15 protein-coding genes and 4 tRNA genes are annotated in these 23763 nt (G+C 64.4%); 17 read left to right on the forward strand and 2 right to left on the reverse strand.

Features of this window, described 5'->3' with window-relative positions; genetic code table 11:
* Positions 1-75: 75 nt before the first annotated feature.
* Entirely contained in the window at positions 76-1113 is a 1038-nt protein-coding gene (locus ACZ0AE_RS03755; protein WP_463600435.1) for an NAD(P)/FAD-dependent oxidoreductase, read from the reverse strand.
* A gap of 314 nt (positions 1114-1427) precedes the next feature.
* Here ACZ0AE_RS03755 and ACZ0AE_RS03760 point away from each other — a divergent pair, with 314 nt between their 5' ends.
* Entirely contained in the window at positions 1428-2741 is a 1314-nt protein-coding gene (locus ACZ0AE_RS03760; RefSeq protein ID WP_463600436.1) for a hypothetical protein, read from the forward strand.
* A gap of 665 nt (positions 2742-3406) precedes the next feature.
* Here ACZ0AE_RS03760 and ACZ0AE_RS03765 read toward each other — a convergent pair.
* Positions 3407-6157 (reverse strand): TonB-dependent receptor plug domain-containing protein, encoded by a 2751-nt coding sequence (locus ACZ0AE_RS03765; protein ID WP_463600437.1) that lies wholly within the window; start codon positions 6155-6157, stop codon positions 3407-3409.
* 198 nt (positions 6158-6355) lie between these two features.
* Here ACZ0AE_RS03765 and ACZ0AE_RS03770 point away from each other — a divergent pair, with 198 nt between their 5' ends.
* The 16 genes from ACZ0AE_RS03770 to rpsL all read left to right on the forward strand — a co-directional run bounded on the left by ACZ0AE_RS03770 (position 6356) and on the right by rpsL (position 23754).
* Positions 6356-7327 carry a cyanophycinase gene (locus ACZ0AE_RS03770; protein WP_463602056.1) on the forward strand — a complete coding sequence of 324 codons (972 nt, stop codon included), beginning with the start codon at positions 6356-6358 and terminating at the stop codon, positions 7325-7327.
* A gap of 122 nt (positions 7328-7449) precedes the next feature.
* Complete coding sequence (locus tag ACZ0AE_RS03775; protein ID WP_463600438.1) at positions 7450-8463, forward strand: isoaspartyl peptidase/L-asparaginase family protein; 1014 nt, start codon at positions 7450-7452, stop codon at positions 8461-8463.
* A 138-nt stretch (positions 8464-8601) separates the two neighbouring features.
* A tRNA-Tyr gene (locus tag ACZ0AE_RS03780) sits at positions 8602-8687 on the forward strand.
* A 28-nt stretch (positions 8688-8715) separates the two neighbouring features.
* Positions 8716-8789: transfer RNA gene (locus tag ACZ0AE_RS03785), tRNA-Gly, on the forward strand.
* Positions 8790-8836: 47 nt separating this feature from the next.
* A tRNA-Thr gene (locus ACZ0AE_RS03790) sits at positions 8837-8912 on the forward strand.
* Between the two features lie 40 nt (positions 8913-8952).
* Positions 8953-10143 (forward strand): elongation factor Tu, encoded by a 1191-nt coding sequence (gene tuf, locus ACZ0AE_RS03795; protein ID WP_038690301.1) that lies wholly within the window; start codon positions 8953-8955, stop codon positions 10141-10143.
* Between the two features lie 100 nt (positions 10144-10243).
* Positions 10244-10319 (forward strand) — tRNA-Trp (locus ACZ0AE_RS03800).
* A 44-nt stretch (positions 10320-10363) separates the two neighbouring features.
* Entirely contained in the window at positions 10364-10771 is a 408-nt protein-coding gene (secE, locus tag ACZ0AE_RS03805; protein ID WP_038690313.1) for a preprotein translocase subunit SecE, read from the forward strand.
* A gap of 10 nt (positions 10772-10781) precedes the next feature.
* Entirely contained in the window at positions 10782-11342 is a 561-nt protein-coding gene (gene nusG / locus ACZ0AE_RS03810) for a transcription termination/antitermination protein NusG (protein WP_017356001.1), read from the forward strand.
* Between the two features lie 353 nt (positions 11343-11695).
* Positions 11696-12124 (forward strand): 50S ribosomal protein L11, encoded by a 429-nt coding sequence (gene rplK / locus ACZ0AE_RS03815; protein ID WP_019186116.1) that lies wholly within the window; start codon positions 11696-11698, stop codon positions 12122-12124.
* 4 nt (positions 12125-12128) lie between these two features.
* Positions 12129-12827 (forward strand): 50S ribosomal protein L1, encoded by a 699-nt coding sequence (gene rplA / locus ACZ0AE_RS03820; protein WP_038690311.1) that lies wholly within the window; start codon positions 12129-12131, stop codon positions 12825-12827.
* 388 nt (positions 12828-13215) lie between these two features.
* Complete coding sequence (rplJ, locus tag ACZ0AE_RS03825) at positions 13216-13755, forward strand: 50S ribosomal protein L10 (protein ID WP_038690309.1); 540 nt, start codon at positions 13216-13218, stop codon at positions 13753-13755.
* Between the two features lie 62 nt (positions 13756-13817).
* On the forward strand, positions 13818-14186 hold the full coding sequence (gene rplL / locus ACZ0AE_RS03830; RefSeq protein ID WP_038690307.1) for a 50S ribosomal protein L7/L12: 369 nt from the start codon (positions 13818-13820) through the stop codon (positions 14184-14186).
* 301 nt (positions 14187-14487) lie between these two features.
* A complete protein-coding gene (gene rpoB, locus ACZ0AE_RS03835) occupies positions 14488-18642 on the forward strand; it encodes a DNA-directed RNA polymerase subunit beta (protein ID WP_038690305.1) in 4155 nt (1384 codons plus the stop codon).
* A gap of 89 nt (positions 18643-18731) precedes the next feature.
* Positions 18732-22973, forward strand: coding sequence for a DNA-directed RNA polymerase subunit beta' (rpoC, locus tag ACZ0AE_RS03840; RefSeq protein WP_038690303.1), 4242 nt, complete (start codon positions 18732-18734; stop codon positions 22971-22973).
* 406 nt (positions 22974-23379) lie between these two features.
* Complete coding sequence (rpsL, locus tag ACZ0AE_RS03845) at positions 23380-23754, forward strand: 30S ribosomal protein S12 (protein WP_017356008.1); 375 nt, start codon at positions 23380-23382, stop codon at positions 23752-23754.
* The last annotated feature ends 9 nt before the right edge of the window (positions 23755-23763 follow it).

A 23763-nucleotide genomic window follows, 5' to 3' on the forward strand; every position in this document is an offset into this window, starting at 1 on the left:
CAAGAGAGGCCCCGCAGCGCGGGGCCTTTTCTTTGCCCGCGCATACCACCTCGCGGAAGCGCCCCGTACCCGCGCTCAATCGGCAACGATCTCCTGCGCGGCCAGCCGGCCCAGCCACGGCGCCAGCATGACGCCCGGGTGGCCTATGACAGCGTAGAGACCGTCAATGCCCGGCATGAAACCCCGGATCGGCATGCCCGTGGAAGTCAACGGCCGTTGCACGGCCCTCACCGAGCGCAACACCAGTACGGCAGGGGCAGCGAGCAGGGCCTGCGTATCGGCCATGCACTGACGGGCGAGGCTGTCCAGCCCGGCATCGCCCTCGACGGGCATGTCGGCCGCAACCAGCATTCCACCGCCGAGGCGTGGCCGGACTTCGTGGTCCGCAGCGCACAGCAGGTGATGGAGACGCCCGGGCAATGCGTCGAACGCCAACAGCACCGCGGGCGCCTCACGCACGGGCAGGTGGATATCCAGGCGTGCCGCCAGGGGCACGGCGCTGGCGGCATTGGCAAGCACCACGGCGTCCACGGCATGCGACCCTTCCGCTGTCACCACCCGCGTAACCCGGCCGTTGCGCGTCTCAATGGCCGACACCTCCAGATCGAAGGCAACGCGTGCGCCCGATGCCTGTGCACTGGCCAGCAGCTGCGCGGTCAGCAGGGCGGGTTCGAGGGCGAAATCCCCGGGCACCCATGCGGCCAGTGCCGGCGCCTTCAGATGCGGCTCCAGTGCCGTGATTCCTGCGCCATCCAGCAGCTCGATACCGATACCGGCCTCTCGCTGCTGGGCTACAAACGCGTCGGTTTCAGCGTCCGTGCCGGACCATACGAGCGCACCGCGCGCCGCGATCGGTAATGGCCCCAGCGCGTTCGCCAGCCGGGCAAATTCCGGCAAGGCGTCGCGGATCATGGCAAAGCGCGACGGCGAATCGCCCGGCAGCATGCTGCCCGTACCCACCCAGCCATACGAGCTGCCGGTCGCCCCGCTCGACGCATCGGCGCTGCGCTCCAGCACCGTGACGGCTGCACTCGCGCGCGTCAGATGCCACGCTACGGAGGCGCCGATGATGCCGGCACCGACAACGGCGATGCGGGGATTGCTCCTGCGCAAGCTGTTTTCTCCATCGACAACGGGTAGCGCAGCATAGTCCGGACGGTGGAGCCGATCTGCGACGGGCTGTCGGCTGGATTGCAATCGGTGGTCATTAATTGACCACTCCTGGAAACGCTTGCCGCATTTGCTTCCTGCCTACTTATCCACAGCAAACACCCACCGCTTTCCACGCACGCTGTGGAAAAACCCTGTGTTCCGCTTGGCGGCACAGCCATTTGCAACTAATCGGATGGAAAGCAGGGCAGGGCAGCAGTAAGTATCAGGGAGCCCCGGCAGCGCACCGGCCGCCACCCCTGATGGAGCGTCATCCGATGAGCGAACCCTTCTCCCTGGCTGCACAGATCCAGGTTCCACAGAAAACCTTCCAGGCATGGCTGAAGCTCGCACTCGCCGATGGCCAGACCGTGCTGGACGTACTCGCCGCATTCGTGGACGACGCAGACCGCGACCCCGACGCGCCCTTCCTCTGTCAGTACCTGCCGGATCAGCAGCTGCTGCTGTTCTTCCAGAGCGGGGGCAGGAATCTGGACGATGCCGCACCGGCGCTGGCGCTGTTCAATGCACTGGCACGGCTCACGGCCTCAGCAGGGCACGTCTGCGCGGGCCGGTATCCCTACGGGGACGTGGATGAGCTGGCCTGTTGGCGCATTGGTCACGGCAGGGTGCACGACGCCGCATGCCTTCCGCCCGGGGCACTGACGGCGCTGATGCCGCGGGTCGACACGCTGCTCGGGTGGGTGCCGGAGCAGCGCAGGCACCAGAAGGCGCTGTACTTCCGCGCGTTGGTGCTGCGTTTCCAGAGGCTGGGAAACGCGTGGGTGCGCAGGGCATCGCCCGACAACATCCTCCTGTACGACGACTACGACCCCTACGCTACCGATGGCGAGACGGTCTACTACGGCGGCGTACACGCCGACAACGTCGTGGTGGACGCCGACCCCTACAGATTCCGCCGGCTGGCAGGACGACTCTGGGCCGATGACGGTCAGCTCTACTACAACGGGCGACGCGTCGTGGCATTGGCGTGTGCGCCGCGCGTGGTCGGCCAGGCCGTGATCGTTGATCGCCGCGCCTACCTTGCCCACCGCGATGGCGGTGGTCTGCACGCGGACGATGTCGATCCGGTGCGGTTCAAACGGCTTGCCTCCAGCGACGACTACTATGCCGACGAAGTCCACGTCTGGCACGACATGTGCCGCCTGCCCGAGTTGCCGGCGAGCTTCGAGGTGCTAGGCGATGGCATGGCACGCGGGCAGCAGGGCGTCTATCTGCATGGTCGCCTCTGCGACGGCGCCGATCCTCGCTCGATCGTTGGGCTGGGCCAGGGCTACTTCCAGGACGCCTCTCACCTGTGGTTCCACGACGTCACCGGCGCCACGTTCACGCGGCTGGGGCCGAGCGCGCCGGGAAGCGCTGCTGTGCAGGGGCCGTGGTGCATCGGCCAAGGCGCTGTCTGGTTCGACGGACACCTGTTGCAGGGGGCCGACCCGGCGTCGTTCCAACCCGTGCATCTGTTCTACGCGGCCGACGCCGGGGGCGTCTGGAACCAGCAGCATGCGGTCGAGGATCCGGCGGTGTGCGCCATCATGCGAGAGGCCTGGCGGAAGCTGACCTGTAGCGCCTAGCGCATGACCAGGGCGCCAGGCCGGGGCCTGCGCGCGGAAAGAACCGCATGACGTGTGCAGAAAACCGACATCCTGCGCGCCCCATTGCTGCGCTGGACAAAAAAACACCAGCGCTGAAAACGCCTGCCGCACATGGCTCGGCACTACTTGTCCACAACAAACACCCACCGCTCTCCACGCCCCATGTGGAAAACCCCGGCCCCGGTAGTGCCGGCCGCTGGCCGGCAACCCGCACACCCACCCCGCAAGCAACGTGGACAATTTATGACCACCGCTGGAAACCCTTGCAGCGTATCGCTCGTACCGGGTTGTCCACAGTAAACCCCCATCGCTCTCCACGTGCGATGTGGAAAACCCTCTACACGCGTGGACAAAAAATCACCACGCCCTGAAAGCCTTGCGGTGGTTGGCTTGCACCTACTTGTCCACACCAAACCCCCACGCCTCTCCACGTCGGGTGTGGAGAACCGCGAGGGACGCATTCGGGATGGTGAGGAGCCGGCCAGCGGCCGGCACTACCCGCTTGGGTCTCTGCATGGTCGGCCCCGCGCAGTCGCCAGCACACCGTGATCGCTTGTGCCTTGTCGCTTGGGAAGTGCATCGCCAAAAAAAAGACGGAGGCACTGCCTCCGTCTTTTCGCCCGCATCCGCTGCAACCGCGCCGCTTACAGCGCCGTGCCGCCGAACTTGTGCGTGTACTGCAGGTTGATCGTACGGCCCACCGTATCGAACCACGACACGTCGTAGTACGGGTAGGACGTGTAGGTCGCGTCCTTCGGCGGCATCTTGTTGCCCACGTTCACCACCGACAGGGACAGGCGCGAATGGTCGTCCACGCGGTACTGCACCGACACGTTGTACCGGTACGTCGCCCCGATCCACGGGCTGTCGCCGCTCTCCGGATCGAAACTCTCGTCATAGCTGTCGTAGGTCGGCAGCTTGCCCAGCCGCGACCCGTACAGCGTCGCCGACCACGTATCGTTCTCCCACGTGATGCTGGCGCTGGTCTTGGTGCGCGGAATGTCGAACCCGCTGTTCACCGCGAACTTGTCCTCCACCACATCGCCGTCGAACTGCTGGAAATCGTGCGTCTTCACCCAGGTGTGGTTGCCACTCAGGATGAAATCGCCGATGCCCGTGGTCAGCCGGTAACGCACGCCCACGTCGATGCCCTGCGTGGTCTCGCGCGCGATATTGACCGGGTTGACGTGCACCCCGTACAGGCGGCCGTCGCTGGTGCGGGTGACGCGGCTGATCGCATCGACACAGGTCGGCGAATTCGCATCGGCGCCGCCCAGACGGCAGGCCGCTTCATCCCGCAGGATCGTGCCCACGTCCATGTCCTTCACCTGGTCGCGCATGTCGATGTCGAACCAGTCCACCGACAGGTCCAGACCCACCGCCGGCGACCACACAAACCCGGCGCTCCACGACGTGCTGGTCTCCGGGTCGAGCTTCCGGTTGCCCTCGCGCGTGCGGATCAGGTTCTCTTCGTAGTCCGAGCAATCATCCGCGCCGTCCAGCTGGCAGGCGTAGTAGTCGTTGTTGCTGGTTTCATCGTTGCCCGGCCCGGCGTACACGTAGTGCAGGTCCGGCGCGCGGAACGCGGTGCCGTACGAACCCCGCACCAGCAGGCTGTCGATCGGGCGCCACTCGATACCGCCGCTCCAGGTTGCCTTGCCGATGCTGTTGCCCGAATAGCGGTACTGGTCGTAGCGGCCGGCCACGCTCACGTTGAGCGTGTCGTGCAGCGGCAGGCGCAGCTCGGCCGCAGTGGCCCAGCGGTTGCGGCTGCCATGGCCGTCCGAGTCCTTCCAGCTGTAGTAGTAGTATTCGGTCGCCCGCGGATCGGGGTTCAGCGCGTAGGACTGGTTGCCGAACTCGGCGGTGGCGGCGAACCCGGCCTTGCCGCCCGGCAGTTCGAACAGCTCGCCGTTGGTCAGGGTCAGTGCGGCCGTATCGGTGCGCGACTTCGGCGTGTAGGTCGTCTTCGCGGCGATCGAATCGTACTCGCTGCGGCTCAGTGGCCGGTACAGGCGCGCCGGGTCGGCGTTGAACACCGGGAACACGTTGTCGTCCTCATCGGTGTACTCGCCCAGCTGCTCGCCCAGGAACAGCGCGTTGGCCTTGGACGCGATGATCTGCGGCCAGCGGATCGACGACTGGTACTGCGAATGGCTCAGCGAGGCCTCGTAGTCCCAGTTCGGGCCCAGGCTGCCCTTGAAGCCGGTGGTCACGCTGAAGGTCTTCTGGGTGCTGCGGATCATGCCGTTGCGCAGGCCGCCCATTTCCTCGGGCGAGAACTGGCGCTGCCAGAACTCCACCTGGTCGGTGGCCTGGTTGTAGAAGTAGCCGTCTTCGTTGCCGTCGGCGGCCATCCGGCCCCACTGGGTCACGTCGCGCATCAGCGCGATGTCGTGGTAGCCCATCTGCACGTCGGCAAACCACTGGGTGCCATTGTCGAAGGCATAGTTGAGCGAGGCGTAGCCGTTCACGCCGCGGCGCTTGCTCAGGATCGTGCCGTAGCCGATCGACCGGTCGCTGCCGCAGTAGAAGCCGTAGCGCGGGCGCTCGGCATACTGGGTGCTGCCGCGGTTCTGCCCGGCCAGCGCATCGCAGGTGGCCTGGCCCGGGTCCAGGTAATCGTCGTTGTAATCGGTGCGCAGGTAGGCACGGCGCGCGGCGCGGGCGCTCTCGGTGGGGGCGTCCAGGGTGGAATCCTGCTGGCTGCGCTCGTAGGCCCACAGCGGCGTCTGCGACTGCAGTTCCAGGCTGTACACCGCACTGAAGCGACCGGCATCGAAGCCGCTGGCCAGGCTGATGTCGAACGAATCGGCGCCGCCTTCGGTGGCCGTGCCCATCCGCACGTCCACCGTGGTGCCATCCACGTGCTTCTTGAGGATGAAGTTGACCACGCCGGCAATCGCGTCCGAGCCGTAGATCGCCGAGGCGCTGCCGGTGAGCACTTCGATCCGCTCGATCATCCCGATCGGGATGTTGGACACGTCGGTGAAGTTGCTGCGGCCCTGGAACGGCATCGGGAAGTCGGCGATGCGGCGGCCATTGACCAGCACCAGGGTGTGGTTCGGGCCCAGCCCGCGCAGGTCGACCTGCTGCGCACCCGGCGAGAAGTCCGCGCCGCTGGAGGACTGCTGGCTCTGGGTCTCACCGCCGTTCTGGGACATCGACCGCAGCACGTCCGGCACGCTGGTGAAGCCGCTGGCCTGGATCTGCTCGGCGGTGATCACCGTGACCGGTGCCGGGCCCTCGACCTGGGCGCGCGGAATGCGCGACCCGGTGACCTGCACCGTGTCCAGTTGCTGCACCCCGGACGCGGCCGGCGCCTGGGCGCCTGCGGTTGCGGCCACACCCATCAACGCCAGCTGGATCGACCACGCCATCGCCTGTTTACGCATGAGAATTCTCGAGAAGAAAGTGTCGGCCTCGAGGGAGGCCTGTCCCCCATTCACATTTCGCGAATGGACGGCGCGCATTTAACGCCTTTTTTACGGGCTTGACCACTACCGATTTCTCTGGCAAAGAGTGAAAGCGCTTACACCCGGTTTTTGTTCAGGGAGATCAACGTGCACAAGGCTTTCCGCCCGTTCGCGCCGATGCTGGGGCTGCTGCTCAGTCTGCCCCTGCCCAGCCACGCACAGTCTGTCCTGGACCCTGGCTACCACTACTACGAGGTGGGTGATCTCGATGCCGCGCCAGCCGCCCACACCGAACCGGCCATGATGCTGATGGGCGGGGGTGAATGGGTTCCCGAGGCCTTCCAGTGGTGGCTGCAGCGCGCCGGGCACGGGCGCGTGGTGATCCTGCGCGCCTCCGGCGCCGACGACCTGCAGGAGCGCCTGTACCGCGATATCGGCGGTGCCGCCTCGGTGCAGACCGTGGTCTTCGACAGCCGCCGGGGCGCCGATGATCCGGCGGTGCTGCGGGTGGTAGCCGCGGCCGATGCGATCTTCATCGCCGGCGGCGACCAGTCCCGCTATATCCGCTTCTGGAAAGGCACCGCGCTGAACGAGGCGCTCAACGCGCACGTCCGTGCGGGCCGACCGATCGCCGGCACCAGCGCCGGCCTGGCCATCCTGGGCGGTTACAGCTACGGCGCGATGGATGGCGGCAGCATCACCTCGGCCCGCGCACTGCGCGATCCGATGGGGGGCGAGGTCACCCTGGACAGCGACTTCCTGACCATGCCGTACCTGTCCAACGTGGTCACCGACACCCATTTCGGCAAGCGCGACCGCCTCGGCCGGTTGATCGTGTTCGTGGCCCGGGCGGCGCAACAGGCCGGGCGCGAGGACATGGTGGGCATCGGCGTGGACGAGGACACCGCCCTGTGCGTGGAAGCCGATGGGCGCGGCCGCGTGCTCAGCAGGAATGGCGGCTACGCCTGGCTGGTGATGCCGCGGCACACCGCCGACCGCCTGCGCGATGGCGAACCGCTCGACTTCCACGCCATTCCGGTCACCGGCGTGGGCAGTGGCAGCCTGCTGCACCTGGACGGGTTCCGCGTGGACGACGCGGCCTTCCAGGTCACCGCCGACATCCGCGACGGCGGCCTGGAGCTCCGGTAGCCCACGCCCGTTGCCCGTGGGGACGCCCCGGCCACGCACGCGCGCCGGCAGGGCAGGGCGCGGGCCTACCCGCACCGCGCATCTGCGGCCATGATGGGTGTCCCAACCTGCCGGTGCCGCCCATGTCCCGTTCAACCGCGTTGCTGTTGTCGCTGTGCCTGTCGATGCCGCTGGCGGCCACCGCCGCCGCACCGGTGCTGGTCATCCACGGCGGCGCCGGTGTGGAGCGCAAGGACCTGACCCCGGCAGAAGAGAAGGCCGCGCGTGCCGCGTTGCGCCAGGCGCTGCTCCGCGGCCACCAGGCGCTGGAGGCCGGCAAACCCGCGCTGGATGCGGTGACCGCGGCGATCACCGTGCTCGAGGACGATCCCACCTTCAACGCCGGCAAGGGCGCGGTGTTCACCCATGACGGCCGCAACGAACTGGATGCGTCGCTGATGGACGGGGCCACGCTGAAGGCCGGCGCGGTGGCCGGCGTGCAGCGGGTGCGCAACCCGATCCTGCTGGCCGAAGCGGTGATGCAGCACTCCGCGCACGTGATGATGGTGGGGCAGGGCGCGGAAACCTTCGCCGCCAGCCAGGGCATCGCGCTGGTCGATCCGGCCTACTTCCGCACTGAAAAACGCTGGCAACAGCTGCAGAAGGCGCTCAAGGAAGAGGCCAGCGGCCAGGCGCACGCCGACCTGGAAACCGCGCGCCACTTCGGCACCGTCGGCGCGGTCGCACTGGATGTAAGCGGCCATCTTGCCGCGGGCACCTCGACCGGCGGCATGACCAACAAACGCTACGGTCGCGTGGGGGATTCGCCGATCATCGGCGCCGGCACGTATGCCAACGCCACCTGTGCGGTGTCGGGGACCGGTTGGGGCGAGTACTACATCCGCACGGCGGCCGCGCATGACATCTGCGCGCGCATGCAGTACCTCAAGCAGGGGCCGGTGGAAGCGGGACGTGCGGTGATCAACGAGCGCATTCCCGCACTCGGTGGCGACGGCGGCGCGATCGTGCTCGCGGCAGACGGTCGCGTTGCTGCGCCGTTCAATACGCAGGGCATGTATCGGGGCTGGATCGGCGCCGATGGCGTGCCGCACGTGGCCATCTTCGCCGACGAATCGCTGCCGCTGCCCGGGCAATAGCCCGCTACGTCAGGGCTTTTTGCACTTCGTGTGAAAAAGTTGAAAAAGAGTGTTGACAGAGCCCCTGTTTATCCCCAAAATTCACGGCTCTTCCACCCCACACCGAAAACGCTTCGGCGCCACGGGACAGGGTGGTAAGGAGGGATACCCAAGCGGCCAACGGGGGCAGACTGTAAATCTGCTGGCTTACGCCTTCGGTGGTTCGAATCCACCTCCCTCCACCAGTTTCATGTTGTGGCAAAGGCTTCCGATGCGGGAGTAGTTCAATGGTAGAACCTCAGCCTTCCAAGCTGATGGTGCGGGTTCGATCCCCGTCTCCCGCTCCATTGAATGAGTTTGAATCTAATCAAATTCGTGCCATAATACAAAACTCGCTCACGTAGCTCAGTCGGTAGAGCACCTCCTTGGTAAGGAGGAGGTCGAAGGTTCGATTCCTTTCGTGAGCACCATCTAAGTGCCACCATTCAGACGATTTCGAGATAAGCAGCCATGGCCAAGGGTAAGTTCGAGCGCACCAAGCCGCACGTCAACGTCGGCACCATCGGTCACGTCGACCACGGCAAGACCACGCTGACCGCCGCACTGACCAAGATCGGTGCTGAGCGCTTCGGTGGCGAGTTCAAGGATTACTCCTCGATCGACGCCGCGCCGGAAGAAAAGGCACGTGGCATCACGATCTCGACCGCGCACGTCGAATACGAATCCACCGAGCGTCATTACGCCCACGTGGATTGCCCGGGCCATGCTGACTACGTCAAGAACATGATCACCGGTGCCGCACAGATGGACGGCGCGATCCTGGTCTGCTCCGCTGCTGACGGCCCGATGCCGCAGACCCGCGAGCACATCCTGCTGTCGCGCCAGGTCGGTGTGCCGTACATCGTCGTGTTCCTGAACAAGGCCGACATGGTGGACGACGCCGAGCTGCTGGAACTGGTCGAAATGGAAGTCCGCGAGCTGCTGAGCAAGTACGACTTCCCGGGCGACGACACCCCGATCATCGCGGGTTCGGCCCGTCTGGCGCTGGAAGGCGACCAGAGCGATATCGGCGTGCCGGCCGTGATCAAGCTGGTCGAAGCTCTCGACAGCTGGATCCCGACCCCGGAGCGTGACATCGACAAGCCGTTCCTGATGCCGGTGGAAGACGTGTTCTCGATCTCGGGCCGCGGCACCGTGGTGACCGGTCGTATCGAGCGCGGCGTGATCAAGGTCGGCGAAGAAATCGAAATCGTCGGTATCCGTCCGGTCCAGAAGACCACCGTCACCGGCGTGGAAATGTTCCGCAAGCTGCTCGACCAGGGTCAGGCAGGCGACAACGCCGGTCTGCTGCTGCGCGGCACCAAGCGTGACGACGTCGAGCGTGGCCAGGTGCTGGCCAAGCCGGGTTCGATCAAGCCGCACACCCAGTTCGACGCTGAAGTGTACGTGCTGTCGAAGGACGAGGGCGGCCGTCACACCCCGTTCTTCAAGGGCTACCGTCCGCAGTTCTACTTCCGTACCACCGACATCACCGGCGCTTGCGAACTGCCGGAAGGTGTGGAAATGGTGATGCCGGGCGACAACGTGAAGATGGTTGTTACCCTGATCAACCCGGTCGCCATGGACGAAGGTCTGCGCTTCGCGATTCGCGAAGGCGGCCGTACCGTCGGCGCCGGCGTGGTCTCCAAGATCCTCGCGTAATTTCGTAATACCGGCGGTTGCATAGCTCCGCCGGTCTCGCGAATGGCGGGCCGGGAACCTCGGTCCGCCTTCGCCGTCTAAGGGAAGGCAGTTTTTCAGTACGCCAGTAGCTCAATTGGCAGAGCAGCGGTCTCCAAAACCGCAGGTTGGGGGTTCGAGTCCCTCCTGGCGTGCCACTTCTCCCTTCCAGCGGCCATGCCGCCTTAGCAGCCAGAGCCGGATGAACAGCAAGATCGAGCATTCCAAAGACAACACCTCCACTGGAGGTGACATCGTCAAGTACGCCGCCGCAACCATCCTGGTGCTGGCGGGTCTTTTTGCTTGGTACTGGTTCGGCACCCCTGAGCATGCGTCCCAGAGTGCATGGGCCGGTCCGCTTCGCGGTCTGGCCGTTGTCGTTGGCCTGGTGGCCGGCGTAGGCGTGTTCCTGATGACCGGCAAAGGTCGCGACACGCGTGAATTCCTTTCCGAATCGCGTTTCGAACTGCGCAAGGTAGTCTGGCCGACCCGCCAGGAAGCCATCCGCATGACCTGGGTGGTGATCGTTGTCGTGATCATCCTCAGCCTGCTGCTGGGCGGATTTGATTTCCTGATTCAGAAAGCGACCCAGTGGTTCCTGGGTCGATAAGGAGAAACCAGTGAAGCGTTGGTACGTCGTTCACGCCTATTCGGGCTTCGAAAAGTCGGTTGCGCAGGCTCTGCGCGATCGCATCGTGCGTGACGAGATGCAGGAGCGCTTCGGTGATGTCCTGGTCCCGACCGAGGAAGTGGTCGAAATGCGTTCCGGCCAGAAGCGCCGTTCCGAGCGCAAGTTCTTCCCGGGTTACGTGCTGGTCCAGATCGAGACCCACGAAGAAAACGGCATTCCGCGCATCGACAATGAAAGCTGGCACCTGGTGAAGGATACGTCCAAGGTGATGGGCTTCATTGGCGGTACCGCTGACCGTCCGTTGCCGATCCGCGACGAAGAGGCTGCTGCCATCCTGGACCGCGTTCAGGAAGGTGTTGAAAAGCCGCGTCCGAAGGTGCTGTTCGAGCCGGGCCAGATGGTCCGCGTCACCGAAGGCCCGTTCAACGACTTCAATGGCGTGGTCGAGGAAGTCAACTACGAGAAGAGCCGTCTGCGCGTCTCGGTGCTGATTTTCGGTCGTGCCACCCCGGTCGAGCTCGAGTTCGGCCAGGTCGAAAAGGCCGTCTGACCGCGCGTGTAGAGCCGGGCTCTGCCCGGCTGAACAGCCCGCCCGGCTGAATGTGAACGTCCAGCGGGGCAGAGCCCCGCTCTACGGTCCGGTTGAACAACGTAGCGCCGGGCTCTGCCCGGCGTTGCCGCGAAGCGGGGCAGAGCCCCGCTCTACGCTGCCGCCCTGCCGTATTCAGACAGGCGGCCCAAAACCTGATATAGTGCGCGGCTTCCTGCCAGGAAGCTGGCAAAAGCAAGGGCCGCCGCGAGGTGGCCTTCTGCGTGAATTCAAAACGCGATGCCGGGACGCGTGATTCCCGGTCCGATGGGGAGCCTGTTGTCGTAAGGCGCTAGCACCCGGAGAGCATACTCATGGCAAAGAAAGTTGTCGGTTATATCAAGCTGCAGGTGAAGGCCGGTCAGGCCAACCCCTCGCCGCCGGTCGGTCCTGCGCTGGGTCAGCGCGGCCTGAACATCATGGAATTCTGCAAGGCCTTCAATGCCGCCACGCAGAAGCTGGAGCCGGGTCTGCCGGTGCCGGTCATCATCACGGCCTACTCGGACCGTACCTTCACCTTCATCACCAAGAGCACCCCGGCTGCCGTGCTGCTCAAGAAGGCTGCTGGCATCTCCTCGGGCTCCAAGCGCCCGAACACCGAAAAGGTGGGCAAGGTGACCCGTAAGCAGCTGGAAGAAATCGCCAAGACCAAGGAAGCCGACCTGACGGCCGCCGACCTGGACGCCGCGGTGCGCACGATTGCCGGTTCTGCCCGTTCCATGGGCCTCGTGGTGGAGGGTTAAGAAGATGGCACAGACCAAGCGTGAGAAGGCCATCAAGGCCGCCGTCGTCCCGGGTAAGGCATATGCCTTCGAGGACGCGATCAAGATCCTGAAGACCGCTACCAAGGCCAAGTTCGTCGAGTCCTTCGACGTTGCTGTGCGCCTGGGCGTGGACGCCAAGAAGTCCGACCAGCAGGTGCGCGGTTCCACCGTGCTGCCGTCCGGTACCGGCAAGAGCGTGCGCGTTGCCGTCTTCGCACCGGCCGGTGCCAAGGCTGACGAAGCCCTGGCCGCTGGCGCAGAAGCCGTTGGCATGGAAGACCTGGCCGAGAAGATGCAGGCCGGCGATCTGAACTATGACGTCGTCATCGCCACCCCGGACGCCATGCGCGTCGTGGGTAAGCTGGGCACCGTGCTCGGCCCGCGCGGCCTGATGCCGAACCCGAAGGTCGGCACCGTGTCGGCCAACCCGGGCGAAGCCGTCAAGAATGCCAAGTCGGGTCAGGTGCGTTACCGCACCGACAAGGCCGGCATCATCCACTGCACCATCGGTAAGGCCGACTTCGCTGAAGACGCGTTGAAGCTGAACCTGCAGGCGCTGCTGATGGACCTGATCAAGGCCAAGCCGGCTACCTCGAAGGGCACCTACCTGCAGAAGGTATCGGTCAGCTCGACGATGGGCCCGGGCGTCACCGTCGACCAGTCGTCGCTGACCCTGAAGTAATCGTTTCAAGCGGGAGCCGGGCACACGTCCGGCTCCCGCGATATTTGAAGGCAATCGAAGTGGGGTCCGCCCCGTGACGATAGCCGTCAAAGACCGCAGGCGCGGTCAGTACATACCGGCGACGGGCAGGGATGCTCGCATTGGCAGGGAGTCGCCGCCGGCGCAGTACCGACCGCTTAATCGATTCCTTCGGGAATCACCCTGCGTAGATGGTGCCCTTCTGGAGTTTTTCTGGTTTACGCACGTCTGGGTTCTCCCAGGTTGGCCATCCAGGTCTAGAACGGCCCACCCTTGGAACATCAACCCGATGTTCCCGGCGTCCAGGACGGATGCCGCCCAGGACCGCACACGGCAGGAGCCGTAAGCGGAGTTCAATTGGAGGAGTGCAATGGCTCTCAATCTGTCCCAGAAGCAAGAAGTAGTCGCGGAGCTGGCAGAAGTCGCCGCCAAGGCTCACTCCTTGATCGCAGCCGAATACGCTGGCACCACGGTCTCCCAGATGACCGCGATGCGCAAGCAGGCACGCGAAACCGGCGTTTTCTTGAAAGTTGTCAAGAACACGCTGGCGGCACGTGCAGTGGAAGGTACCGACTACGCGTGCGCCAAAGACGCACTCGTCGGTCCGCTGCTGTACGCGTTCTCGCTCGAGGAGCCCGGCGCAGCCGGTCGCCTGATCAAGGATTTTGCCAAGACCAACGACAAGCTGCAGGCAAAGGTCGTGGCCATCGGCGGGGAACTGTTCCCGGCTGGCCATGTTGACGTGCTGGCCTCGCTGCCGACCCGTGATCAGGCCCTGGCCATGCTGGCCCGCGTCCTGACCGAGCCGGTCACGATGTTCGCCCGCGCCATCAAGGCCATCGGCGACAAGCAGGGTGGTGGCGAAGAAGCCGCTGCCGATGCTGCCGAACCGGCTGCCGAGACCGCCTGAGTCGACGTTTCCGTGGTTCCTGACGGAACCTCAACCCAGAAAATTATCCAAAGGTAATCAAAATGTCCCTTACCAACGAACAGATCGTCGACGCCATCGCCGAGAAGTCCCTGATGGAAGTGATGGAGCTGGTCAAGGCCATCGAAGAGAAGTTCGGCGTCTCCGCCGCTGCTCCGGTCGCCGCAGCTGCTGCTGCTGGCCCGGCTGCTGCCGTGGAAGAGCAGACCGAGTTCGACGTCATCCTGAAGTCGGCCGGCGAGAAGAAGGTCGAAGTGATTAAGGCTGTCCGCGCCATCACCGGCCTGGGCCTGAAGGAAGCCAAGGACCTGGCTGAAGCCGGCGGCATGATCAAGGAAGGCGCTTCGAAGGACGACGCTGCCAAGTTCAAGAAGGACCTGGAAGCTGCTGGCGCGACTGTCGAAGTCAAGTAAGCAGTTCCTTGCCTCGCCATCGAATCACGGCGATGCAGCCAAGGCTGGGGGCGTAAGCCCCCGGCCTTTGGTCGTTTCAACGCATTACCCGATGTAAAGCCCAACACGGGCTGCGGTCATACCCTGTAACAGCAGCGCCCCTGGCGCGCCGGCAGGGTAGTGGATGCAGACGAGTTGGCAGTTGGAAGTAGCAAGAGAAGGCGTGCTGGTGCCGGCAATACCAGCGACTTCCAACTGACAATTTTCATGTTCCCTTCGGGTCGCGCCTGTACGGCGGCCCGCACAGCCAAGGTGAGACCCCATGACGTCATATTCGTTCACCGAAAAGAAGCGTATCCGCAAGGATTTCGGCAAGCAGCGCTCGATCCTCGAAGTGCCTTTCCTGCTTGCCATCCAGGTGGATTCCTATCGCGAATTCCTGCAGGAAAACATTGATCCGGCCAAGCGCCGTGATCTGGGCCTGCACGCCGCCCTGAAGTCGGTCTTCCCGATCGCCAGCTACAGCGGCAACGCTGCCCTGGAATACGTCGGCTACAAGCTCGGCGACCCGGTCTTCGACGAGCGCGAATGCCGCCAGCGCGGCATGAGCTACGGCGCGCCGCTGCGCGTGACCGTGCGCCTGGTGATCTACGACCGCGAGTCGTCGACCAAGGCCATCAAGTACGTGAAGGAGCAGGAGGTCTACCTCGGCGAAATCCCGCTGATGACCGACAACGGCACCTTCATCGTCAACGGTACCGAGCGCGTCATCGTGTCGCAGCTGCACCGTTCGCCGGGCGTGTTCTTCGACCACGACCGTGGCAAGACCCACAGCTCGGGCAAGCTGCTGTACAGCGCCCGCATTATTCCGTACCGCGGCTCCTGGCTGGACTTCGAGTTCGACCCGAAGGACGCGCTGTTCACCCGTATCGATCGTCGCCGCAAGCTGCCGGTGTCGATCCTGCTGCGTGCGCTGGGCTACAGCAATGAAGAAATGCTGGCCGAGTTCTTCGAGATCAACACCTTCCACATCAACCCCGATGAAGGTGTGCAGCTCGAACTGGTGGCCGAGCGTCTGCGCGGCGAAACCCTGAACTTCGACCTGGCCGACGGCGACAAGGTCATCGTCGAAGCCGGCAAGCGCATCACCGCGCGCCACGTCAAGCAGCTGGAAGCCTCGGGCATCGCCGCCCTGGCCGTGCCGGACGATTACATCGTCGGCCGCATCCTGTCGCACGACGTGGTGGACGCCAACACCGGTGAACTGCTGGCCCAGGCCAACGACGAAATCACCGACGAACAGCTGCAGGCCTTCCGCAAGGCCGGCGTCGATGCCGTGGGCACCCTGTGGGTGAACGACCTGGATCGTGGCCCGTACCTGTCCAACACCCTGCGCATCGATCCGACCAAGACCCAGCTGGAAGCCCTGGTCGAAATCTACCGCATGATGCGTCCGGGCGAGCCGCCGACCAAGGATGCCGCGCAGAACCTGTTCCACAACCTGTTCTTCACCTTCGAGCGCTACGACCTGTCCACGGTCGGCCGCATGAAGTTCAACCGTCGTGTCGGCCGCAAGGCTGTGACCGGCGAAGCGGTGCTGTACGACCGCAAGTACTTCGGTGAGCGCAACGACGAAGAGTCCAAGCGCCTGGTCGCCGAGCACGCCGACACCTCCGACATCCTGGAAGTGATCAAGGTCCTGACCGAGATCCGCAATGGTCGCGGCGTGGTCGATGACATCGATCACCTGGGCAACCGTCGTGTGCGTTCGGTCGGTGAAATGGCCGAGAACGTGTTCCGCGTGGGCCTGGTCCGCGTCGAGCGCGCGGTCAAGGAACGCCTGTCGATGGCCGAATCCGAAGGCCTGACCCCGCAGGAGCTGATCAACGCCAAGCCGGTCGCCGCTGCCATCAAGGAATTCTTCGGTTCCTCGCAGCTGTCCCAGTTCATGGATCAGAACAACCCGCTGTCGGAAGTCACCCACAAGCGTCGCGTCTCGGCCCTGGGCCCGGGCGGCCTGACCCGTGAGCGTGCCGGTTTCGAAGTGCGCGACGTTCATCCGACCCATTACGGCCGCGTCTGCACCATCGAAACGCCGGAAGGCCCGAACATCGGCCTGATCAACTCGCTGGCCGTGTACGCCCGCACCAACCAGTACGGCTTCCTCGAGACCCCGTACCGCAAGGTTGCTGACGGCAAGGTCTCCGACGAGATCGAGTTCCTGTCGGCCATCGAAGAAAACGAGTACGTCATCGCCCAGGCCAACGCCCTGACCGATGCCAAGAGCATGCTCACCGAGCAGTTCGTGCCGTGCCGTTTCCAGGGTGAGTCGCTGCTGAAGCCGCCGGCGGAAGTCCACTTCATGGACGTCTCGCCGATGCAGACCGTGTCGATCGCGGCCGCGCTGGTTCCGTTCCTGGAGCACGATGACGCAAACCGTGCACTGATGGGCGCCAACATGCAGCGCCAGGCCGTGCCGACCCTGCGTGCGCAGAAGCCGCTGGTGGGTACCGGTATCGAACGCGCCGTGGCCCGTGACTCCGGTGTGACCGTGAATGCCCGTCGTGGTGGCGAGATCGTGCAGATCGACGCCGGCCGCATCGTGGTCAAGGTCAACGAAGTGGAGATCACCGACGCGACCGACGCCGGCGTGGATATCTACAACCTGATCAAGTACACCCGCTCCAACCAGAACACCTGCATCAACCAGCGTCCGCTGGTGGAAGTGGGCAACGTGGTGGCGCGTGGCGACGTGCTGGCTGACGGTCCGTCCACCGACATCGGCGAACTGGCCCTGGGCCAGAACATGCTGATCGCGTTCATGCCGTGGAACGGCTACAACTTCGAAGACTCCATCCTGCTTTCCGAGCGCGTGGTGGAAGAGGATCGTTACACCACGATCCACATCGAAGAACTGACCTGCGTTGCGCGTGACACGAAGCTGGGGCCGGAGGAAATTTCCGCCGACATCCCGAACGTGTCCGAGCAGGCGCTGAACCGTCTGGACGAGTCGGGCGTGGTGTACATCGGCGCCGAAGTGCGTGCCGGCGACATCATGGTCGGCAAGGTCACCCCGAAGGGCGAAAGCCAGCTGACCCCGGAAGAGAAGCTGCTCCGCGCGATCTTCGGCGAGAAGGCCTCGGACGTGAAGGACAGCTCGCTGCGCGTGCCGCCGGGCATGGACGGCACCGTCATCGACGTGCAGGTCTTCACCCGCGACGGCATCGAGAAGGACAAGCGCGCCCGTCAGATCGAAGAGTCTGAAATCAAGCGCGTCAAGAAGGACTTCGACGACCAGTTCCGCATCCTGGAAGGCGCCATCTACGCCCGTCTGCGTTCGCAGATCGTGGGCAAGGTGGTCAACGGTGGTGCCAACCTGAAGAAGGGCGACACCGTCACCGACGCGTACCTGGATGGCCTGAAGAAGGCCGACTGGTTCGTGCTGCGCATGAAGGACGACGACGCTTCCGAAGCCATCGAGCGCGCCCAGAAGCAGATCCAGGCGCACGAGAAGGAATTCGAGCGTCGCTTCGCCGACAAGCGCGGCAAGATCACCGCCGGTGACGACCTCGCCCCGGGCGTGCTGAAGATGGTCAAGGTGTTCCTGGCCGTGAAGCGTCGCATCCAGCCGGGTGACAAGATGGCCGGCCGCCACGGCAACAAGGGTGTGGTCTCCAACGTGGTGCCGGTCGAGGACATGCCGTACATGGCCTCGGGCGAAACCGTGGACATCGTGCTGAACCCGCTGGGCGTGCCGTCGCGTATGAACATCGGCCAGATCCTGGAAGTGCATCTGGGCTGGGCCGCCAAGGGCCTGGGTCGCAAGATCCAGGGCATGCTGGAAGCCCAGGCCGCGATCAGCGACCTGCGCACGTTCCTGGACGATGTCTACAACCACGACAAGACCCAGCACGCCAACCACGTCGACCTGACCCAGTTCAGCGACGAGGAGCTGCTGCGCCTGGCCGGCAACCTGACCGACGGCGTGCCGATGGCCACCCCGGTGTTCGACGGTGCCACCGAAGCCGAGATCAAGCACATGCTTGCCCTGGCCGACCTGCCGCTGAGCGGCCAGACCCAGCTGTATGACGGCCGCACCGGTGAGGCATTCGATCGCCACACCACCGTGGGCTACATGCACTACCTGAAGCTGAACCACCTGGTCGACGACAAGATGCACGCCCGTTCGACCGGCCCGTACTCGCTCGTTACCCAGCAGCCGCTGGGCGGCAAGGCGCAGTTCGGTGGCCAGCGCTTCGGTGAAATGGAAGTCTGGGCGCTGGAAGCCTACGGCGCGGCCTACACCCTGCAGGAAATGCTGACGGTGAAGTCCGATGACGTGCAGGGCCGCAACCAGATGTACAAGAACATCGTCGACGGTGAGCACGAGATGGTCGCGGGCATGCCGGAATCCTTCAACGTTCTCGTGAAGGAAATCCGCTCGCTGGCCATCAACATGGAACTGGAAGACAACTGATGGCGCAGGCGCGGCTGCCCCGGCAGCCGCGCCACCCGTTTGTTCGCTGACAGCCCATCGACAAGATTTCCTCCTTTCGGAGAAACACCATGAAAGACTTGCTGAACCTCTTCAACCAGCAGCGCCAGACGCTGGACTTCGACGCGATCAAGATCGCGCTGGCCTCGCCGGACCTGATCCGTTCGTGGTCCTTCGGCGAAGTGAAGAAGCCGGAAACCATCAACTACCGTACCTTCAAGCCGGAGCGTGACGGCCTGTTCTGCGCCGCCATCTTCGGGCCGGTCAAGGACTACGAGTGCCTGTGCGGCAAGTACAAGCGCATGAAGCACCGCGGCGTGGTCTGCGAAAAGTGCGGCACCGAAGTCACCCTGGCCAAGGTGCGCCGCGAGCGCATGGGCCACATCGACCTGGCCTCGCCGGTCGCGCACATCTGGTTCCTCAAGTCGCTGCCGTCGCGCATCGGCCTGATGCTGGACATGACCCTGCGTGACATCGAGCGCGTGCTGTACTTCGAAGCCTACGTGGTGACCGAGCCGGGCCTGACCGCCCTGGAGCGCCGCCAGCTGCTGACCGAAGAACAGTACCTGCAGGCCCGCCAGGAGCACGGCGACGACTTCGACGCCGCCATGGGCGCCGAGGCCGTGTACGAGCTGCTGCGCACCATCGACCTGCAGTCGGAAATGACCCGCCTGCGCGAGGAAATCTCCAGCACCGGTTCGGAAACCAAGCTCAAGCGCCTCACCAAGCGCATCAAGCTGGTCGAAGCCTTCCTCGAGTCGGGCAACCGTCCGGAGTGGATGGTCATGACCGTGCTGCCGGTGCTGCCGCCGGACCTGCGTCCGCTGGTGCCGCTGGACGGTGGCCGCTTCGCGACCTCCGACCTGAACGACCTGTACCGCCGCGTCATCAACCGCAACAACCGCCTGCGCCGCCTGCTCGAGCTGAACGCGCCGGACATCATCGTGCGCAATGAAAAGCGCATGCTGCAGGAATCGGTCGATGCGCTGCTGGACAACGGCCGTCGCGGCCGTGCCATCACCGGCACCAACAAGCGCCCGCTGAAGTCGCTGGCCGACATGATCAAGGGCAAGCAGGGTCGCTTCCGCCAGAACCTGCTGGGTAAGCGCGTCGACTACTCGGGCCGTTCGGTCATCGTGGTCGGTCCGTACCTGCGCCTGCACCAGTGCGGCCTGCCGAAGAAGATGGCGCTTGAGCTGTTCAAGCCGTTCGTGTTCGCCAAGCTGCAGCGTCGTGGCCTGGCCACCACCATCAAGGCCGCCAAGAAGCTGGTCGAGCGCGAAGAAGCCGAAGTCTGGGACATCCTGGAAGAGGTCATCCGCGAACATCCGGTGATGCTGAACCGTGCGCCGACCCTGCACCGTCTGGGCATCCAGGCGTTCGAGCCGGTGCTGATCGAAGGCAAGGCCATCCAGCTGCACCCGCTGGTCTGCACCGCGTTCAACGCCGACTTCGACGGTGACCAGATGGCCGTCCACGTGCCGCTCTCGCTGGAAGCCCAGCTGGAAGCGCGTGCGCTGATGATGTCCACCAACAACATCCTGTCGCCGGCCAACGGCGAGCCGATCATCGTGCCGTCGCAGGACGTCGTGCTGGGTCTGTACTACATGACCCGCTCGCTGGAAAACAAGAAGGGCGAGGGCATGGCCTTCGCCAACATCGCCGAAGTCAAGCGCGCCTACGACAACCGCGTGGTGGAACTGCACGCACGCGTCAAGGTCCGCATCACCGAAGTGGTGACCGACGAAGACGGCAACAAGCAGAACAAGACCTCGATCGTGGACACCACGATCGGTCGCGCCCTGCTGGCTGAAATCCTGCCGGAAGGCCTGCCGTTCGCGCTGGCCAACACCGAGCTGACCAAGAAGAACATCAGCCGCCTGATCAACTCCAGCTACCGCCAGCTGGGCTTGAAGGACACGGTCGTGTTCGCCGACAAGCTGATGTACACCGGCTTTGCCTACGCAACCCGCGCCGGCGTGTCGATCGGTATCGACGACATGCTGATCCCGGACGAGAAGAAGGGCATCCTCACCGAGGCCGAAGCCGAAGTGCTGGAAATCCAGGAGCAGTACCAGTCGGGTCTGGTCACCGCCGGCGAGCGCTACAACAAGGTGGTCGACATCTGGTCGCGCACCAATGAGCGCATCGCCAAGGCGATGATGGACACCATCGGTACCGAAAAGGTCATCAATGCCAAGGGCGAGACCATCGACCAGAAGTCGATGAACTCCCTGTACATCATGGCCGACTCCGGTGCGCGTGGTTCGCAGGCACAGATCCGCCAGCTGGCCGGTATGCGCGGCCTGATGGCGCGTCCGGATGGCTCGATCATCGAAACGCCCATCAAGGCGAACTTCCGTGAAGGCCTGAACGTACAGGAATACTTCAACTCCACCCACGGTGCCCGTAAGGGTCTGGCCGATACCGCGCTGAAGACCGCCAACTCGGGTTACCTGACCCGTCGTCTGGTGGACGTCGCGCAGGACGTGGTCATCACCGAAGTGGATTGCGGTACCACTGAAGGCCTGACCATGACCCCGATCGTGGAAGGCGGCGACGTCGTGGAGCCGTTGAAGGACCGCGTGCTGGGTCGTGTCGTGGCCGAGGACGTGTTCCTGCCGGGCAACGACGAAGATCCGATCGTGACCCGCAACACGCTGCTGGACGAAGCGTGGGTGGCCAAGCTTGAAGATGCCAGCGTGCAGTCGGTGAAGGTCCGTTCGACCATCTCCTGCGCCTCGGCCTTCGGCGTGTGCGCCCATTGCTACGGCCGCGATCTGGCCCGTGGCCACATCGTCAACATCGGCGAAGCGGTCGGCGTCATCGCCGCGCAGTCGATCGGTGAGCCGGGTACCCAGCTGACCATGCGTACGTTCCACATCGGTGGTGCGGCATCGCGTGCGGCTGCCGTGGACAACATCACGGTCAAGACCACCGGTTCGGTCAAGTTCAACAACCTCAAGTCGGTGGCCCATGCCAGCGGTTCGCTGGTTGCGGTCTCGCGCTCGGGTGAAATCTCGGTGCTCGATGCCCACGGTCGTGAGCGTGAGCGCTACAAGCTGCCCTACGGTGCCACCATCACCTCCAAGGACGCCGACTCGGTCAAGGCTGGCCAGACCGTCGCCAATTGGGACCCGCATAACCACCCGATCGTGTCCGAAGTGGCGGGTTTCATCCGCTTCATCGACTTCATCGACGGCGTCACCGTCATCGAGAAGACCGACGAACTGACCGGCCTGGCGTCGCGTGAAATCACCGACCCGAAGCGTCGTGGCTCGCAGGCCAAGGACCTCCGTCCGATCGTGCGTATCGTGGATGCCAAGGGCAATGACCTGACCATCCCGAACACCGATCTGCCGGCCCAGTACCTGCTGCCGCCGCGCTCCATCGTCAACCTGCAGGACGGCGCCGCCGTCGGCGTGGGTGACGTGGTCGCCAAGATCCCGCAGGAAGCGTCCAAGACCCGCGACATCACCGGTGGTCTGCCGCGCGTGGCCGACTTGTTCGAAGCGCGCAAGCCGAAGGATCCGGCGATCCTGGCCGAGCGTTCGGGCATCATCAGCTTCGGTAAGGACACCAAGGGCAAGCAGCGCCTGATCATCAAGGACACCGATGGTTCGGAACACGAAGAGCTGATCCCGAAGTACCGTCAGGTGATCGTGTTCGAAGGCGAACACGTGACCAAGGGCGAAACCATCGTGGACGGCGAGCCGAGCCCGCAGGACATCCTGCGTCTGCTGGGTGTCGAGCCGCTGGCGGCCTACCTGGTCAAGGAAATCCAGGACGTGTACCGCCTGCAGGGCGTGAAGATCAACGACAAGCACATTGAAGTGATCACCCGCCAGATGCTGCGCAAGGTCGAAATCACCGACCAGGGCAGCAGCAAGTTCCTGAATGGCGAGCAGGCCGAGCGCCAGCGCGTCATCGAGGAAAATGCACGCCTGACCACCCGCAACGAGCTGATTGCCCGTTTCGATCCGGTCCTGCTGGGTATCACCAAGGCGTCGCTGGCCACCGAATCGTTCATCTCGGCTGCTTCCTTCCAGGAAACCACCCGCGTGTTGACCGAGGCGGCCGTCCGCGGCACCAAGGACAACCTGCGCGGTCTGAAGGAAAACGTCATCGTCGGCCGTCTGATCCCGGCCGGTACCGGTCTGTCGTACCACGCCAACCGCCGCCGCAACGCGAGCGGGCTGACCGATTCGGAAATGCAGACCCTGGCCGGCACCCCGGTCGCGGCCGCACCGGTCGCCGTGGCTGCCCCGGAAGTGGCGGTCGAATCGACCGACGCCGAGCAGGCTGACGAGTGATGAACGGGTCCGGCCCCTGGCCGGACCAAAAGGTAGGGTCCAGCCGTTGGCTGGACCAAAAGGTAGGACCCGGCCGTTGGCCGGGTCATCGAAAGGGTAGGGCCCCGGCCATTGGCCGCCGGACCCCGCCACTCGGACGCCACCGGCCACTGGCCGGATGGCTGCCGATGAGGTAGGATGCCGGCCCGGTCTCTCAAAGGACCGGGTTGACAACCTGAACGGGGGGCATGGAGAAGGCTCCCCTGTAACGGCCCGGGATCAGGGCTGGCTTGGCGCGTGCGCATTTGACTGCGTTTTCGCCAGGTTGCTACAATCGTCTGTCTCAGCAGGCCGGTTTCTTGCCTGCTCGCACATATCCGCATTCATGGCCGGTTTTTTCACTGGCCTCTCTCAGAAGAACATACTGATGGCGACGATCAATCAGCTTGTCCGCAAGCCGCGGCAGGCAACCACTTATAAGAGTGCCTCCCCGGCCCTCGATAAGTGCCCCCAGCGCCGTGGCGTCTGCACGCGCGTGTACACCACCACTCCGAAGAAGCCGAACTCGGCGCTTCGCAAGGTTGCCAAGGTTCGCCTGACCAACCAGGAAGAAGTGATTAGCTACATCGGCGGCGAAGGCCACAACCTGCAGGAACACTCCGTGGTCCTGATCCGTGGCGGTCGCGTCAAGGATCTGCCGGGTGTGCGTTACCACACCGTGCGTGGCTCGCTGGACGCCTCCGGCGTTGCCAAGCGTCGCCAGGGCCGTTCCAAGTACGGCGCCAAGCGTCCGAAGAGCTAAGGGAAAGTA

This window comes from Stenotrophomonas sp. AC248, assembly GCF_979258185.1.